This window comes from Nocardia brasiliensis (assembly GCF_011801125.1).
Lineage (GTDB): Bacteria > Actinomycetota > Actinomycetes > Mycobacteriales > Mycobacteriaceae > Nocardia > Nocardia brasiliensis_C.
The window spans coordinates 2,482,237-2,498,368 of sequence record NZ_CP046171.1 but is presented as its reverse complement, the minus strand read 5'-3'; the positions used below and the strand labels follow the sequence as shown (position 1 = coordinate 2,498,368).

At 70.6% G+C, this 16,132-nt stretch carries 13 protein-coding genes; 11 read left to right on the top strand and 2 right to left on the bottom strand.

Annotated features, from left to right (window positions below; translation table 11 throughout):
- The first annotated feature begins 2 nt into the window (after positions 1–2).
- From F5X71_RS11330 to F5X71_RS11300, 7 genes are all read left to right on the top strand, one after another.
- On the top strand, positions 3–1,655 hold the full coding sequence (locus F5X71_RS11330) for a dipeptide ABC transporter ATP-binding protein (protein WP_167461905.1): 1,653 nt from the start codon (positions 3–5) through the stop codon (positions 1,653–1,655).
- Positions 1,655–1,906: a hypothetical protein gene (locus F5X71_RS11325; RefSeq protein WP_167461904.1), complete on the top strand. Its 252-nt coding sequence runs from the start codon at positions 1,655–1,657 to the stop codon at positions 1,904–1,906. The genes F5X71_RS11330 and F5X71_RS11325 overlap by 1 nt, the downstream gene beginning before the upstream one ends.
- The gene (locus F5X71_RS11320) at positions 1,906–3,027 is read left to right on the top strand and encodes an LLM class flavin-dependent oxidoreductase (protein WP_167461903.1); all 1,122 of its coding nucleotides are present in this window, start codon (positions 1,906–1,908) and stop codon (positions 3,025–3,027) included. The genes F5X71_RS11325 and F5X71_RS11320 overlap by 1 nt, the downstream gene beginning before the upstream one ends.
- A 94-nt stretch (positions 3,028–3,121) precedes the next feature.
- A complete protein-coding gene (locus F5X71_RS11315) occupies positions 3,122–4,492 on the top strand; it encodes an NtaA/DmoA family FMN-dependent monooxygenase (RefSeq protein ID WP_167461902.1) in 1,371 nt (456 codons plus the stop codon).
- Positions 4,489–5,316: a DUF1684 domain-containing protein gene (locus tag F5X71_RS11310; protein ID WP_167461901.1), complete on the top strand. Its 828-nt coding sequence runs from the start codon at positions 4,489–4,491 to the stop codon at positions 5,314–5,316. The genes F5X71_RS11315 and F5X71_RS11310 overlap by 4 nt, the downstream gene beginning before the upstream one ends.
- Complete coding sequence (locus tag F5X71_RS11305; protein ID WP_167461900.1) at positions 5,313–6,464, top strand: LLM class flavin-dependent oxidoreductase; 1,152 nt, start codon at positions 5,313–5,315, stop codon at positions 6,462–6,464. The genes F5X71_RS11310 and F5X71_RS11305 overlap by 4 nt, the downstream gene beginning before the upstream one ends.
- A 180-nt stretch (positions 6,465–6,644) precedes the next feature.
- A complete protein-coding gene (locus F5X71_RS11300) occupies positions 6,645–8,672 on the top strand; it encodes a CocE/NonD family hydrolase (protein ID WP_238815837.1) in 2,028 nt (675 codons plus the stop codon).
- 7 nt (positions 8,673–8,679) lie between these two features.
- On the opposite strand, the gene F5X71_RS11295 is transcribed toward F5X71_RS11300, so the two are convergent.
- Positions 8,680–9,681: a methylenetetrahydrofolate reductase gene (locus F5X71_RS11295; RefSeq protein WP_428981466.1), complete on the bottom strand. Its 1,002-nt coding sequence runs from the start codon at positions 9,679–9,681 to the stop codon at positions 8,680–8,682.
- A 191-nt stretch (positions 9,682–9,872) separates the two neighbouring features.
- Here F5X71_RS11295 and F5X71_RS11290 point away from each other — a divergent pair, with 191 nt between their 5' ends.
- From F5X71_RS11290 to F5X71_RS11275, 4 genes are all read left to right on the top strand, one after another.
- The gene (locus F5X71_RS11290; RefSeq protein ID WP_167461899.1) at positions 9,873–11,024 is read left to right on the top strand and encodes a polyprenyl synthetase family protein; all 1,152 of its coding nucleotides are present in this window, start codon (positions 9,873–9,875) and stop codon (positions 11,022–11,024) included.
- 73 nt (positions 11,025–11,097) lie between these two features.
- Entirely contained in the window at positions 11,098–12,630 is a 1,533-nt protein-coding gene (gene crtI / locus F5X71_RS11285) for a phytoene desaturase family protein (RefSeq protein ID WP_167461898.1), read from the top strand.
- Positions 12,631–12,754: 124 nt separating this feature from the next.
- On the top strand, positions 12,755–14,500 hold the full coding sequence (locus F5X71_RS11280; RefSeq protein WP_428981465.1) for an alpha-(1->6)-mannopyranosyltransferase A: 1,746 nt from the start codon (positions 12,755–12,757) through the stop codon (positions 14,498–14,500).
- Positions 14,497–15,510 carry a phytoene/squalene synthase family protein gene (locus F5X71_RS11275; protein WP_167461897.1) on the top strand — a complete coding sequence of 338 codons (1,014 nt, stop codon included), beginning with the start codon at positions 14,497–14,499 and terminating at the stop codon, positions 15,508–15,510. Before F5X71_RS11280 ends, F5X71_RS11275 begins: the two co-directional genes overlap by 4 nt.
- A gap of 27 nt (positions 15,511–15,537) precedes the next feature.
- On the opposite strand, the gene F5X71_RS11270 is transcribed toward F5X71_RS11275, so the two are convergent.
- Complete coding sequence (locus F5X71_RS11270; protein ID WP_167461896.1) at positions 15,538–15,906, bottom strand: Rv2175c family DNA-binding protein; 369 nt, start codon at positions 15,904–15,906, stop codon at positions 15,538–15,540.
- Positions 15,907–16,132 lie beyond the last annotated feature (226 nt).

Genomic DNA, 16,132 nt, shown 5'->3' with positions numbered 1-16,132 from the left:
TCATGACCACCCCAGCACCGGGCACCGAATCCGAAGGGCGGGACGCGGATCCGCTGCTGCGAGTACGCGATCTGCGAGTCCGGTACCGCACCGACACCGGCGCGGTGACCGCGCTGGCCGGTGTCTCGCTGGACGTGGCACGCGGCGAGGTGGTGGCCCTGGTCGGTGAATCCGGCTCGGGCAAGTCCACTCTCGCGCAGGCGGTGATCGGGCTGCTCGGGGCGAATGCCGAGATCACCGGCGGCACGGTCGGCTTCGACGGACAGGTCGTCGACCTGCGTTCGGAACAGGCGCTGCGGCGCCTGCGCGGCGCCAGGATCGGTTTCGTGCCACAGGATCCCGGGCTGTCGCTGAATCCGGTGCGCCGGGTCGGCGATCAGGTGGCCGAGGCCCTGGTGGTCCACCGGCTGGCCGACCGGCGCGGCGCCCGCGCCCGCGCGGTCGAGCTGCTGGCCGAGGCCGGGTTGGACCGCCCGGAACTGCGCGAGGTGCAGTATCCGCACGAGCTGTCCGGCGGGCAGCGCCAGCGGGTGCTCATCGCGGCCGCGCTGGCCTGCGCGCCGGAGCTGGTGATCGCGGACGAGCCGACGAGCGCGCTGGACGCCACGGTGGCGCGCCGGGTGCTCGATCAGCTGGCCGCGCAGATCGCCGCACGGGGCACCGCGGTGCTGCTGATCACCCACGATCTGGCCGTCGCCGCGGAACGCGCGGATCGGCTCGTTGTGCTCAACGGCGGCGAGATCGTAGAGAGCGGGCCGACCGCGACGGTGCTCGACGCACCGCGACACCCGTACACGAAGCGGCTGCTCGCCGCCGCGCCGAGCCTGGCAGCGCCGCGCGCGTACCGGCCTGCCAAACCGCGCGAGGGCGCACCGCTGCTCGCACTGCGCGAGGTGCACAAGAGTTTTCGCGCGCAGGCAGGCGGCGCGGTGACCGCGGTCGCCGGGGTGGGATTCGAACTGGGCCGCGGCGAAACCCTCTCGCTGGTCGGCGAATCCGGCTCGGGCAAGTCGACCACCGCGCGGATCGCGCTGCGGCTCACCGATCCCGACCGCGGCCGGGTCACCTTCGACGGGCACGAGCTCACCCGGCTGCGCGGCACCCGGCTGCGCGCACTGCGCAAGCGGTTCCAGGTGGTGTACCAGAACCCGTACGCCTCGCTGGATCCGCGCTGGCGGGTGGGCACAATCATCGAGGAGCCATTGCGGGCCTACGGTGTCGGCGACCGCGCCGCGCGCCAGGCACGGGTCCGCGAGTTGCTCGGCCAGGTGGCGCTGCCGACCGGCTTCGCTCAGCGCAGGCCCGCCGAGCTGTCCGGCGGGCAGCGCCAGCGTGTCGCCATCGCCCGCGCGCTGGCGCTGCATCCCGAGCTGCTCGTACTCGACGAGCCCGTCTCGGCGCTGGACGCCTCGGTGCAGGCGCAGATCTTGGAGTTGCTCGACCGGCTGCAGGCCGAGCTGGCACTGAGCTATCTGTTCATCTCCCACGATCTGGCGGTGGTGCGCCGGATCAGCGACCACGTCGCGGTGATGCGGCACGGACGGATCGTCGAATCCGGGCCGACGGCCGCGATTTTCGACCACCCGCAACACGAATACACGCGGGAACTGTTGTCCGCCATTCCCACTCCCGCACTCGCGAAAGGACGCCTCTGATGCCGGGTTCGACCTACCGCCACAGCCGGATACTCGTCCGCACCGAGACCCGGCCGCACTGCCGCAGCAGACCCGAACCCCGATCACCGGGTGATCCGGTGAAGCGCTGGTGGCGCAGCCGATTTCGGGCACCGCGCCCGTCTGCCGCCACCGAGCTGTGGCAGCACGCGTTCTTCTTCGCCCCCGACATCGGCTGTGCGGGCACCCATCCCGCCGCGCGGCAGTGCATCGACTGGAAGGCACCCTACTGATGGCCGCATCCGATTTCTTCCTGGCCGTGGAACTCGCGGGCCCCGGTGCGCACCCGGCCGCGTGGCGGCGACCGGACTCGCGGGCCGAGGACCTGTTCACCGGCGCGTTCTGGGTCGACGTGGTGGCGGCGATCGAAAAGGCCGGTGCCGACGCGGTTTTCCTGCCCGACTCGTTCGGCCTGCAACCCGGCGGCCCCGGCGTCACCCGGGGCAGGCTCGACGCGGTGGCGACCGCGGCACGGGTCGCCGCGACCTCACGGCACCTCGGCCTGCTGCCGCAGGCGCCGGTGACGCACACCGAGCCGTTCCATCTGGCCAAGGCCATCCAGAGCCTGGATTTCGCCACCCTGGGCCGGGCGGGCTGGGAGGTCACCGTCTCCGAAGGACCGGAGCAGGCCCAGGCTTTCGGGCGCAAGCAGGCCCAGGACGCGGCGTCGCTGTGGCACGAGGCGGATGAGGCGATCGAGGTGGTCACCCGGCTGTGGGACAGCTGGGAGGACGACGCGGAGATCCGCGACGTGCCCACCGGCCGCTTCATCGACCGGAACAAGCTGCACTACATCGACTTCGCCGGCGACAACTTCGCGGTGAAGGGGCCGTCGATCACGCCGCGCTCCCCGCAGGGACAGTCGATCGTCGCGGTGCGCGCCGACGACGACGCGAGCACCGGTGTCGCGGTGCGGCGGGCCGACCTGATCCGGATCGGCGCCGCCGACCTGGACGACGCGCGGGCGCACCGCACCGCGTTGCGCACAGCGCTGCGGGCGGCCGATCGCGACCCCGACAAGGTGCGGGTGCTGCTCGACCTCGACGTGCACCTCGCGGACTCCGCGGCCACGGCGCACGCCGAGGTCGCCGAACTGGATCGGTGGAGCGCGCCACCGCCCACGACCGGCGTACCGCACGTCGGCACCGCGGCCACGCTGCGCGAATTGCTCGACGCCGTGCGCGATTCCGCGGCGGCCGACGGCGTCGTGCTGCGTCCCTTGGCGCTGCCCGCGACCGTGCGGCGGCTCGCCGCGCTCGGCCGTCCCGCTGTGTCCTCCACCACATTACGAGCTCGACTCGGATTGTCCCGTCCCGTCAGCCGTTACACCGAGAAGGAAGGGGCTTGCGCATGAGCTCACCCGCTGCCACGGCCTGTGTGCCGCGTCCGTGCCCGCCGGCGCGGCGCCGGCGCGCGCACGCCACCGGCACGGTCGAAGGGATGGCCTCGTGACCGGCAAACCTCGCAAGCTCATTCACTTGGCGGCGCACTTCCCCGGCGTCAACAACACCACGGTATGGGCCGATCCGGCGTCGAAGAGCCAGGTCGAGTTCGACTCGTTCGTGCACCTGGCGCGCACCGCCGAACGCGGACTGTTCGACTTCTTCTTCCTCGCCGAGGGACTGCGGCTGCGCGAACATCGCGGCCGCATCCACGATCTGGACGTGGTGGGCAGGCCGGACACCTTCACGGTGCTCAACGCGCTGGCCGGGGTGACCGACAAGCTGGGTCTCGCGGGCACCATCAACAGCACCTACAACGAACCGTTCGAGCTGGCCAAGCAATTCGCCTCGCTGGACCACCTCTCCGGTGGCCGCGCCGCCTGGAACGTCGTCACCTCCTCCGACGCCTTCACCGGCGAGAACTTCCGTCGCGGTGGCTATCTGGAACACCGCGACCGGTATCAGCGGGCCGCCGAGGCGGTCGAGGTCGCCCGCAAGCTGTGGGACAGCTGGGCCGCGCACACCCTCGTGGTCGACCGGACGGCCGGCGTCTTCGCCCGCGAGATCCCCGAAACCCGCCATCGTGGACCGCAGTTCGATATCGCGGGCCGGTTCGTGCTGCCGCCGGGCCCACAGGGGCACCCGGTGCTGTTGCAGGCGGGCGATTCCGACGAGGGCCGCGAATTCGGCGCCGCCGCGGCCGACGCCATCTTCACCGTGCACGGCACGCTGGAAGCGGGACAACGCTTCTACGCCGACGTGAAAGCCCGCCTCGCGAAGTACGGCCGGACACCGGACGAATTGAAGATCCTGCCCGCCGCGACGTTCGTGCTCGGCGACTCCGCGCAGGACGCGCAGGACCGTGCCCGCCATATCCGGCAGCAGCAGGTCGGCCCGCAGACCGCGCTGGCGTTCCTCGAACAGGTATGGGGCCGTGACCTTTCCGAGTACGACCCGGACGGCCCGCTGCCCGACGTCGAGCCCGCCGACAACGTCGACATCACCCGAGGGCGGGTGCGCCACGCCAAGGACCCGCGCGCGGTCGCCGCGGCATGGCGGGCCAGGGCAACGGCCGAGAACCTCAGCATCCGCGAGCTGATCATCGAGGTCACCGCGCGCCAGCAGTTCGTCGGCACACCCGCCGCGGTCGCCGAGCAGATCGACACCTACGTGCAGTCCGACGCCAGCGACGGTTTCATCCTCGTCCCGCACCTCACCCCGGGCGGACTGGACGAATTCGTCGACAAGGTCGTGCCGGAACTGCAGGAGCGCGGCAGCTTCCGCACCGAATACACCGGAACCACCCTGCGCGACCATCTCGGTCTGCGCCATCCCCACCACCGCACCACCGCCCACGAAGGAGCACGAGCGTCATGACGACCAGCATCAGCACTGTTTTCGAAACCGAGTGGGCACACTGGCAGCACGCGCGGGAGGACCAGCTGCGCGACCCGCTCGGCTTCCTGAGCCTGACCGGATTGCATTGGCTCACCGATCAACCCGAGCGGCTGCCGGACGTGCCCGGCACCTGGTGGGTCACCGACCACAAGGTGTTCATCACCGCGCAGCCGGCCGACCGGCTGGACTACGACGGCGAGCGGATCGCCGGCGTGCACATCATCACGCCCGCCGAGGGCGCACCTGGCCTCAGTGTGCTGCACGAGGATCGGCTACTCGAGGTGATCCGGCGCACCGGCCGCTACGCGGTGCGGGTGCACGATCCGGCCGCGCCGGCGCTGCTGAGCTTCGACGGCATCCCCAGCTACGCGCCGGACCCGCGCTGGGTCTTGCCGGGCAAGTTCACCCCGTTCGACGCGGCGAAGACGGTGACCACCGGCGCCGTGGTCGACGGGCTCGAGCATCACCACACCGCCTCGGGCACCATCGAATTCACCGTCGGCACGGCCACCGAGCGGGTCATCGCGTTCGGCGATCCGGCCGATCTGCGTGTGCTGTTCACCGATGCCACCAGCGGGGTCACCACCTACCCCGCGGCACGGTCGCTGGCCGTCGGCGCGGTGGACGCGGACGGCACGGTGCGCCTCGACTTCAACCGCGCGGCGAATCTGCCATGCGCCTTCACCGATTTCGCGACCTGCCCGGTGGCGCCCGCCGAGAACCGGCTGCGGGTGGCGATCGAGGCGGGCGAGCAGCACCCCCGGCTGCAACACGGCGAGCTAGCCGAGCGGAGGCCGGCGTGACCGTTCCCCTTTCCATCCTCGATCTGGCGCCGATCAGCGCCGGGTCCACCGCGCAGCAGGCGCTGCGCAACACTGTCGAACTCGCCCAGCACGCCGAACAGTGGGGATACCACCGGTATTGGCTGGCCGAGCATCATTTCGTCGCGGTGGCCAGCTCCTCGTCGATCACGCTGATCGGCTTGGTCGCCGCGGCCACCTCGCGCATCCGGGTCGGCTCGGCCGCGGTGCAGGTCGGCCACCACACCTCGGCCTCGATCGTGGAGGCATTCGGCACGATCGACGCGCTCCACCCGGGCAGACTCGATCTCGGGCTCGGTCGCTCCGGGCATCGCCGCAGCCAATACGGTTCCGAGCCCGCGCATCCCAAGGGCGGGCACCCCCGCGTCGACACCGCGACCGGACGGACCGAGGTCAAGGACGGCGTGGTGGTGCCGCCGCCGTTCGACCCGGGCCGGATCACCGACCGGTCGAAGTTCCTCGCCTCGATCAGCGCGCTGCAGCAGCGCGGCGCGCAGCCGCTGGAGTTCGCCGAACAGGTCGACGAGGTGCGGGCGCTGCTCGACGGCAGCTTCGTCAGCCCCGAAGGCGTTGCCCTGCACGCGGTTCCGGGCGAAGGAGCCCAGGTGCAGCTGTGGGTGTTCGGCAGCTCGGCCGGGGAGAGCGCGGAATTGGCGGGGCGGCTCGGCTTGCCCTTCGCCGCGGCCTATCACGTCTCGCCGGGCACCGCGCTGGACGCGGTGACGGCCTACCGGGCCGCGTTCCGTCCGTCCGCGCAGCTGGCCGAGCCGTACGTGGTGGTCTCGGCCGACGTGGTGGTGGCCGCCGACGACGCGACCGCGCGACATCACGCCGCCACCTACGGCCACTGGGTGCACAGCATCCGCAGCGGTGCGGGCGCGGCGCACTACCTCGATCCCGACACCGCGACGCCGCTGACCGCCGAGCAACACCGTCTGGTGGACGACCGCCTCGCCACCCAGTTCGTCGGTTCGCCGAGCACCGTGACGGCCCGCCTCGCCGCGCTGCAGCGGGTCACCGGCGCCGATGAACTGCTGGTCACCAGCGTCACCCATCACCACGCCGACCGGCTGGAATCGCATCGGCTGCTCGCCGACGCCTGGGGCCTGCGCGCCGCCCGGGCGGCCTGACACCGGTGCGCGGCGGCACCACCGTTGTGGTGCCGCCGCACTCGCGGTGCTGTTCGCGTGCACAACGACTCCGGTGCCGATCGGTGCGCCGGACAGGAAAACGAGATCCTTCCGGAAACCCTTCCCCAAACATACAGACGTGCATGTATATTTCCGCCGTCGGCCGGAGGAAGGGTATCGATGACAGTTGCTCTGCACCGCCGCTGGGCCCGATGGCTCGTCGGAGTGGTTTCGCTTCTTACTATTTCGCAGTCGGTCGTCGCCCCGCCCGGCGCCGCCGCACCGGAGGGAGACGCGGCGTGGACCGCGCTGCACGATGGGCCGCAACGGTTTCCGTCTATTCACATCGACTGGGACGTGCCCATCACGATGAGTGACGGAACCGTGCTGAAGGCGAACGTATATCGGCCCGCCGACGCGCACGGTCCGATCGATACTCCGTTCCCGACGATCGTGAACATGACGCCGTACACCAAGCTCGGATCGATGATCCTGCAGACCGCGCTGTCGGTGCCGGTGCTGTCGGACGCGGTGGTCGGCTTGCTGCGCGAGTTCGAGTTGCCGGGGACTCCACTGGAAGGACTCACCGACGCCACCCGGGTCGCGGGCGGCGGGTTCGGCCGGGTTTTCTCGGTGGACCCCAACCTGATTCGCAGCGGCTACACCCAGGTGGTGGTGGACGTGCGCGGCACCGGGTTCTCGCAGGGGATGTGGGAGCCATGGGGACCGAAAGACCAGGCGGATACACCGGAGGTGATCGCCTGGGCGGCGGCCCAGCCCTGGTCGGACGGCAACATCGGGATGAACGGCGTGTCCTACTCTGGCATCAACCAGGTGCAGGCCGCCGAGAAGCAGCCGCCAGCACTGAAAGCCATCGTTCCGGTGGTGCCGGGCAACGATCTGGTCCGCGACATGATCGCGCCGGGCGGGGCCGCCATCGGCATCCTGGTCCCGTATCTGCTGATCGTCAACGCGGCCAAACTCATGCCGGATCTGATGTCGTTGCTACAGGGCAGATTCGACGCCCGCTGGCTGGCCGACCGACTCGCCGATCCGCTGTCGTTCCTCGACATCGGGTTGCAGACGCTGACCACCGACTCCTTCGACACCGTGCCGCCACAACTGGCGAGCGTGCTCGATCCGAACAGCCCGATCCGGCAGGCCTGGCTCGGCCACCCCGAGCGAATCAAGGTACCCACCATGGTGATCGGCGGCTGGCACGACAACTTCGTCAACGGCGAGCCACGGATCTACCAGGACATCGCGCTGCCGCCCGGGCAGAAACAGTTGGTGATGGGCAACGGCTACCACGTGAACACCGGCTTCGACATGCGCGGCAGGCCGGGCGAACCGCCGCGCATCGATGTGTTGCAGCGCGCCTGGTTCGACAGGTGGCTCAAGGGCATCGACAACGGGATCGACCGGTGGGGCCCGGTGACGATGTGGCAGCAGGGCGGCGGGTGGACCACCGCCGACCGGTTCCCTCGGCCGGAGGCAGAACACCGGCGGGTGTATCTGTCCGCGATACCGAGCGGGACCTCGGCGCTCAGCGCGCACGACGGCTCGCTGACGACCGCGGTGAGCACGGACAGCGTCCGCTTGACCGTCGCGCCCGGACTGGCGAGCGCGTGCTCGACCGACGGAACCCAGGGCACCGCGGGCATTCTCGTCTTCACCGGCTGCAGCAAAGACGCCAGAGTCCAGGAGGTCTCGGGACTCACCTTCACCAGTCCTCCGGTGGCCGCGCCGACCACACTGTCCGGGCCGATCGCTGTCCATCTCGAGACCGTGCACGACGGCACCGACGGTTACTGGACCGCGACGCTGAACGATGTCGCGCCCGACGGCCGTTCGGTCACGCTGACCTCAGGACAGCTGCTGACGTCGATGCGGGCCGTCGACGAAGGCAGGAGCAGGCGCTCGGCTGATGGGGCCTACACCGACCCGTTCCCGGTTCTGTCGCTGGCCGCCAGGCAGGATGTGGTACCGGGTCGGACCATCGCGCTCGACCTCGGCCTCGCCCCCACCGACGCGATACTCCAACCGGGACACCGGCTTCGACTCGACGTCTTCGCGGGCAACTATCCGAAGGGGCTGCCGATCCGGCCGATGCTCGACGGTACCGGGCTCAAACCGCAACACCTGCGACTTGATCCGTCGGCGCCGAGCTATGTGAACGTTCCGCTCAGCGGTGATACCGGCTGGTGAGCCGCGATCAGGCGCTGATCGGTGCGGCGGTGACGCCGTAGCCGAGGTTGGTGAGCACCTCGGTGGTCGCCTTGGCGAAATTCAGCGTGATGAAGTGCAGGCAGGGCGCGCCCTCGTCGATGAGCCGCTGGGCCATCTCGGTGGCGATCTCGATGCCCGCCTCGCGCACCGCCGCGGGATTGCCGTCGGGATCCGCACCCGCTGCCTTGTGCAGCCGCCGCAGCACCGCGGGCGGCAGCGCGCGACCGCAGAGCTCCTCGGCCCTGGCCACCGTGCGCAACGAGGTGATCGGCATCAGCTCGGGGATGATCGGTTTCGCGCCCTCGACCGGGTCGACCTTCAGCACCCGGTCGCGCAGCCGCAGGTAGTGCTCGACGTCGAAGAACATCTGTGTGATCGAATACTCCGCGCCCGCACGCAGTTTCGCGGCCAGGTAGGCGGTATCGGAGTCGAGATCGGGCGAGCGGTGGTGGCCCTGCGGGAACGAGGCGACACCGACGTGGAAGTCACCGAGATCGCGCACGATCCGCACCAGCTCCTCGGCGTACTCGACGCCTTCCGGATGCCGCTGCCAGGCGCCGAGCGGGTCACCCGGCGGATCGCCGCGCAGCACCAGGATGTTGCGGATACCGGAATCGGCGTAGGAACCGACCAGCGAACGCAACTCGGCCACGCTGTGCTCGACCGCGGTCAGGTGCGCCACCGGCAGCAGCGTGGTCTCCTGGGCCAGCGCGCCGGTGACCCGCACGGTGCGGTCGCGGGTGGACCCGCCCGCGCCGTAGGTCATCGAGACGAACGCCGGATGCATTCGCTCGAACTGTCGCACCGCGCGCCACAGCCGCGCCTCGGCGGGCGCGTCACGCGGCGGGTTGAACTCGACGGAAAACGGTACCGAGGTACCGGAATGTGTCCGCAAACTCTGGATCACCGAGGGTGTCGCCGAGACGTTCGGCGGCGTCCGGGGCGGACCGCCAGGGGTCGAGCCGCCCCGCACATTGTCGAAAGTCACTGATCCAGTGTAGAGGCGACCTGCGGTAGCCCCGACGGCTCGGCCGCTGATCGCCGCGTATTCTCGCTGCGGAGAGGGTGTGCGCGAGCGCCCGGCGACACCGGCGCGGCCGCGTTCGAGGAACCGGACACCGCGCGCCGCCCCGCCGGGACGCGTCCCCCAGCCATCCCGCGTCCACCACCCGCACAACCTTGGAGGCCACGCTGTCCGCCGGAACCGGTACCCAGACGCCTCATCGCACCTCGGCGGCCGAGCTCATCGCGCCGATACCGGGCACACCGGCCTTCGTCGCCGCCGTGGAAGACGCGCTGACCAGCTTCTTCGCCTCCCGGCGCGGCACCGTCGACGAGCTCGGCCCGGTATTCGTCGAGGCCGCGGACGCGCTGGAGCTGTTCGTGCTGCGCGGCGGCAAACGCACCAGGCCCGCCTTCGCCTGGACCGGCTGGCTCGGCGCGGGCGGCGACGCCGCGGGCCCGGACGCCGCCGCTGTGCTCACCGCGTGCTCGGCGCTCGAGCTGGTGCAGGCGTGCGCGCTCATCCACGACGACATCATCGACTCCTCGCGCACCCGTCGCCGCTTCCCCACCGTGCACGTCGACTTCGAGCAGCGCCATCGCGACCGCGGCTGGGCGGGTGATTCCGCTCACTTCGGCACCAGCGTGGCCATCCTGGTCGGCGACCTCGCGCTGGCCTGGGCCGACGACATGGTGCACTCCTCCGGCCTCGCCCCGACGGCGATCGCCCGGTTCGCGCCGGTGTGGGCGGGCATGCGCACCGAGGTGCTCGGCGGCCAGCTGCTCGACATCAACGGCGAGGCGGGCGGGGACGAGTCGGTCGAGGCCGCGCTGCGGATCAACCGGTACAAGACCGCCGCCTACACCGTCGAGCGCCCGCTGCACCTCGGCGCGGCCATCGCCGATGCCGACGCGGACCTGGTCGCGGCCTACCGCACCTTCGGCACCGATATCGGCATCGCGTTCCAGCTGCGCGACGACCTGCTCGGGGTGTTCGGCGACCCGGCGATCACCGGCAAGCCCTCCGGCGACGACCTGCGCGAAGGCAAACACACCGTGCTGCTCGCGGAGGCACTGCGCCGCGCGGACGAGTCCGACCCGGCCGCCGCGAAACTGCTGCGCACCAGCGTCGGCACCGATCTGGACGCGGACGAGGTGGCCCACCTGCGCACGGTGCTCACCGAACTCGGCGCCGCCGACGAGGTGGAACGCCGGATCGCCGAGCTCACCGACGCGGGCCTGGCGGCCATCGCGGCGAGCAGCGCGACACAGGACGCGAAGCAGCAACTGCGCGCCATGGCCTTGGCGGCGACCAAGCGCACGGCCTGAAAGTGGCTGCGGCACCGGCCGATCAGGTAAACCTGGTCGGCACCGCCCGATGCCAGGCACCGAGGAGATCGCTATGCAGGACCTGAAAACCGTTGCCGGACCGACGGATCGCGTGGTCGTCGTCGGGGCCGGCCTGTCCGGGCTCTCGGCGGCGCTCTACCTGACCGGCGCGGGACGACAGGTCACCCTGCTCGAACGGGCCGATCATCCCGGCGGCCGGGTCGGCCGCTACGTGGGCCCGGATTACGAGATCGACTCCGGCGCCACCATTTTGACGCTGCCCGAGCTGGTCACCGACGCACTCGCCGCGGTCGGGCGCACGCCGGAGAACAGCAAGCCCGCGCTGCGCATCCATCAGCTGGCGCCGAGCTACCACGCCAGATTCGCCGACGGCACCGAGCTGCGGGTGTTCGCCGATGCCGACGCCATGGCCGCGGAGGTGGCCGCGGTGTGCGGTCCCGCCGAGGCCCGTCGCTACCGGCGCCTGCGGGACTGGCTGGCCAGGATCTACGACGCCGAGTACGCCGAATTCATGGACACCAACTTCGATTCGCCGCTGGATCTGCTGCGGATTCCCGAAAAGCGCCGTGCGCTGGCGACTTTGGTGCGTCTCGGCGGCTTCGGCAGGCTCGGACCGCGGGTCGGACGCTTCCTGCGTGACCCGCGACTGGCCCGGTTGTTCACCTTCCAGGCGCTGTACGCGGGCCTGCCCCCTACCGCGGCGCTGTCGGTCTACGGCGCGATTCCGCACATGGACACCTCGCTCGGCGTCTACTTCCCCGAGGGCGGCATGCGCGCCATCGCCTCGGCCATGGCCGAGGCCTTCACCGCGGCGGGCGGCACCCTCGAGCTGAGCACCGAGGTCACCGGGGTGGAGTACGCCCGGCGGCGCGCCACCCGAGTCCGCACCGCCGACGGGCGCGGCTTCGACTGCGACGCGCTCGTGCTCACCGCCGATCTCGGTGCCATCGACCGGTTCGGCGTGCGTCGCCGCCGCGGCCTGCGCGCGGCGCCGTCGGCCGTGGTCGCGCACGGCACGGTGCCCGGGGCGATCGCGCGGACCTGGCCCGTGCAGGCCCACCACATCATCGAATTCGGGCAGGCGTGGCGGCAGACCTTCGCCGAGATCACCGGGCGGCGCGGCACCGGGCGGCTGATGAGCGATCCTTCGCTGCTGCTGACCCGCCCCGCGCTCACCGACCCCGGGCTGCACATCACCCGCGCCGACGGCGAGTACGAACCCCTCTCGGTGCTCGCCCCGTGCCCGAATCTGGACTCGGCGGCGCTGGACTGGCCGCGCGTGGGCCCCGCGTACCTGCGCGAGCTGCTCGGGGTACTGCAGGCACGCGGTTACCACGGGATCGCCGAGCACTTCACGGTCGATCATCTGGACACCCCGCAGACCTGGGCCGCGCAGGGGATGCTCGCCGGAACCCCCTTCTCGGCGGCGCACCTGTTCCGCCAGACCGGCCCATTCCGCCCGCGCAACTTTCCGAGCGCCGGCGACAACGTGGTTATCGCCGGTTGTGGCACCACGCCGGGTGTCGGAGTGCCGACCACGCTGCTTTCCGGAAAACTGGCGGCAACCCGCATAACAGGTGAATAAGCGCCTGCTCGAAAGGAAACCCCGAGGACCAGCCAGATAGGGTCGGCATGCGACGCCGTAAACTAGGCGCCGACCTATTCACTCGCGGTTGCGACCGCTGACCATTCGGGGGGACCGACACCAGATGGCATCCCCCGAAACGCGCGCCGCAGAGGCCACATTGACAGATAGCACCGGCCACGCACCGAAAACCGCAGCGCAGCGCGAATCGGCCGACACCGAGCCGTCGGGTGTGCGGTCCTGGATGCGGACCAGCGCCATCTTCCTGCGTACGCCCGAGGGTCACGCGGCGTTGCTCGGGTTCTACGGCGCGTTCATGATCACCCTCGGCGGGTTCGGCGCGGGCAGCACTCGCAAGCGCGACCCGTTGCTCGAGGCGCTACACCTGTCCTGGCTACGCTACGGCCACGGCTACGCGCTCTGCACGATCGTGATCTGGATCGGCGTGCTGCTGATGATCACCGCGTGGGTCCGGCTGGGCCGCGCCACGATCGGCACGGGCGACAGACCCGAGCAGGGGCCGGGGAAACGGCAACCGGCGCGTGCCGGGCTGGCGAGCACCGTGACGTTGAACGAGCTGCGCGCGATCGTCGGAATCTGGATCACCCCCCTGCTTTTCGCGGTGCCCATGTTCAGCCAGGACGTCTACTCCTACCTGGCACAGGGCGCCCTGCTGCGTGACGGTTTCGACCCGTATGTCGACGGCCCGGTGAAGAACCCCGGCGTGCTGCTCGACAACGTGAGTCCCGTCTGGAAGAACACCACCGCCCCCTACGGGCCGATATTCCTGCTGCTCGGTCGCGGCATCACCAGCATCACCGGCGACAACGTCGTCGCGGGCACCATCGCGATGCGCCTGGTGATGCTGCCCGGACTCGCGCTGATGATGTGGGCGGTGCCCTATCTGACCAAGCACCTGGGCGGTAAGCCGACGGTCGCGCTGTGGCTCGCCGTGCTCAACCCGCTGGTGCTGATCCACCTGTTCGGCGGCGTGCACAACGAGATGCTGATGGTCGGGCTGATGTGCGCGGCCATCGCGCTGGTGCTCGAGCGCCACCACGTCGCGGGCATCGTGGTGCTGGCGATCGGCGTGGCGATCAAGGCGACCGCCGGTGTCGCGCTGCCGTTCCTGGTGTGGATCTGGATGCTGCACGAACGCGAGAAGCGGGCCGCGCAGCGGGCCGGCCGCGAGCCGGATCAGCTACCGGAGAGCGAACGACCGCACGACGCCGCCGAACCGACCGAGGACATGCCGCACCCGGCGCTGATGTTCGCCAAGATCGCCGGGCTCGGGCTGAGCGTGTTCGCGGCCGTGTTCGTGGCGGCCTCGGCGATCGCGGGCGTCGGCATCGGCTGGCTGACCGCGCTGTCCGGGTCGAAGAAGATCATCAACTGGCTCTCGCTGCCGACCATCATGATGCACATGGTCGGCTGGGTGACCACGCTCGACGGTGGCAAGGTGCTCAACGTGACCCGGCTGCTGTGCATGCTCGCGCTCGTCGCGCTGCTCGCCTGGACCTGGTGGCGCTTCCGGCACAGCGAGCGCGAGGCGGTGTTCGGCATCCTGATCGCGTTCGTGGCGATCGTCATCCTCTCCCCCGCCGCGCTGCCCTGGTACTACTCGTGGCCGCTGGCGCTGGCCGCCGGGTTCGCGCTGTCCACCACGACATTGATGGTGCTCGTGGGCTTGTGCACCTGGTTGATGCTGGTGTTCCAACCCGACGGCTCGATCGGGCTCTACGACTTCTGGCACGTCGCCGCCGCGACGTTCGCCGCGGTGGTGGCGGCGATGTCGCTGCGCAAGGTCGACCCGCTGCGGCTGCGCGCCGCGACGCCGGTCCCCGAACCTGCCACGCCCGCTCGGACATGACGGGTGCGACGCTGGACGCGGTCGGCGACGCCGGGTATCGCAGGACCGCCGAACTCGCGCCCGCCTATCGCGCGTGCCGCCGGATCGCGGCCGTGCACGGGCGCACCTACTTCCTGGCGACCCGGTTGCTCAGCGCCGAACACCGACCGGCGGTGCACGCGCTGTACGCCTTCGCCAGGGTCGTCGACGACATCGTCGACCACGTGGACACCGGTGCGACGCGGCGGTTTCCGGCCGGGGGCGGCGCCACGCCGACACCGGCCGAGCAGCTCGACCTGATCGAAGAGCAGCTGCGCGCGCTGCTCGACGGCACGGGCAGCGCACCAGAGATACTGGCGCGCAACACCTCCGAGACCCAGAGCCTGGCACTTCTCGCACTGGCCGACACCGTCGAGCGCTACGGCATAGCGGCGCAGCACTTCTGGACGTTCCTCGACGCCATGCGGATGGATGTGCCCGGTACAGCGCGGTTCCGCGACCGCTACGCCACCATGACCGAACTGCGCGAATACATGCGCGGCTCGGCGGCCGCCATCGGACTCCAGGTGCTGCCGGTGCTCGGCACCGTCGGCCCGATCGCCGAGGCCGAACCCGCGGCCGCGGCCCTCGGCGAAGCGTTCCAGCTCACCAATTTTCTGCGCGACGTCGCCGAGGATCTCGATCGCGGCCGGGTGTATCTGCCCGCCGACGAACTCGCCACGTTCGGCGTCGACCACGAGCTGCTCGTGCACTGCGGGCGCGCCGGGCACACCGACGCCAGGGTGCGGCGCGCGCTCGCCCATCTCATCGCGGTGAACCGGGACATCTACCGGCGCGCGGACCCGGGGATCGACCTGCTGCAACCGCGCGTGCGCCCCGCCATCCGCACCGCCGCCCTGCTGTACGCGGGCATCCTGGACCGCATCGAGGAGTCCGGCTACGCCGTGTTCACCCAGCGCGCGGTCGTCCCGCGCCACCGCAGGCTGCGCGTCGCGGCGACGCAGTTCACCCTCGCGCTGGGCGGACGCTAGTTACCGTCGCGCCGGGCGGATGCCGGGTCAGAACGGATCGGCGGCGGCCCGGCGGACCACCTCACGGGCGAGCGGGCCGTGCAGCGCGTCGATCGGCTTGCCCGGCAGGCTGTCGTCGTCGGTGAAGATCCACTGCAGGATCTCCTCGTCGGTGTACTTGGCGTCCCGCATGACCGTGATCAGGCCCGGCAGGGGCTTGACCACCGCGCCCTCCTTGTCGAAGAACCGCTCGGGCACACCGGCGACGCCGTCGCGGCGGATGGCGAGCAATTGGTGGTCACGCAGCATCTGATGGACGCGGGTCACCACGAGCCCGAGCCGGTCGGCCACCTCGGGCAGCGACACCAGCTCCACCGACTCCGGAAGTACGTCATCGCTGCAAGGAAATGTGCTCATAACCGCGCCTCGCCGGCATTCGACTCCGCCACGAGCGCAATCGCGGCCGCGCCGTTGGTTCGTTCACTGCGCTTTCTCACGGGGATAACGGTAGACCGTCGGCTACCGCACGTCGTGAGACACCCGGGCGCGATTCGCCGATACCATCGTGAGGGCCGCACGGGGCGGCCGATCGCTTGTGGGAGCAACCGCGAGGGGTGAGAACTTTGTGAAAGCCGGAGGACAT

Coding starts and splice junctions, on each gene's coding strand:
- F5X71_RS11300 (WP_238815837.1), top strand. CDS start 6,645: ATGACAGTTGCTCTGCACCGCCGCTGGGCCCGATGGCTCGTCGGAGTG.
- F5X71_RS11275 (WP_167461897.1), top strand. CDS start 14,497: ATGACGGGTGCGACGCTGGACGCGGTCGGCGACGCCGGGTATCGCAGG.
- F5X71_RS11325 (WP_167461904.1), top strand. CDS start 1,655: ATGCCGGGTTCGACCTACCGCCACAGCCGGATACTCGTCCGCACCGAG.
- crtI (WP_167461898.1), top strand. CDS start 11,098: ATGCAGGACCTGAAAACCGTTGCCGGACCGACGGATCGCGTGGTCGTC.
- F5X71_RS11310 (WP_167461901.1), top strand. CDS start 4,489: ATGACGACCAGCATCAGCACTGTTTTCGAAACCGAGTGGGCACACTGG.
- F5X71_RS11280 (WP_428981465.1), top strand. CDS start 12,755: ATGGCATCCCCCGAAACGCGCGCCGCAGAGGCCACATTGACAGATAGC.
- F5X71_RS11330 (WP_167461905.1), top strand. CDS start 3: ATGACCACCCCAGCACCGGGCACCGAATCCGAAGGGCGGGACGCGGAT.
- F5X71_RS11320 (WP_167461903.1), top strand. CDS start 1,906: ATGGCCGCATCCGATTTCTTCCTGGCCGTGGAACTCGCGGGCCCCGGT.
- F5X71_RS11270 (WP_167461896.1), bottom strand. CDS start 15,906: ATGAGCACATTTCCTTGCAGCGATGACGTACTTCCGGAGTCGGTGGAG.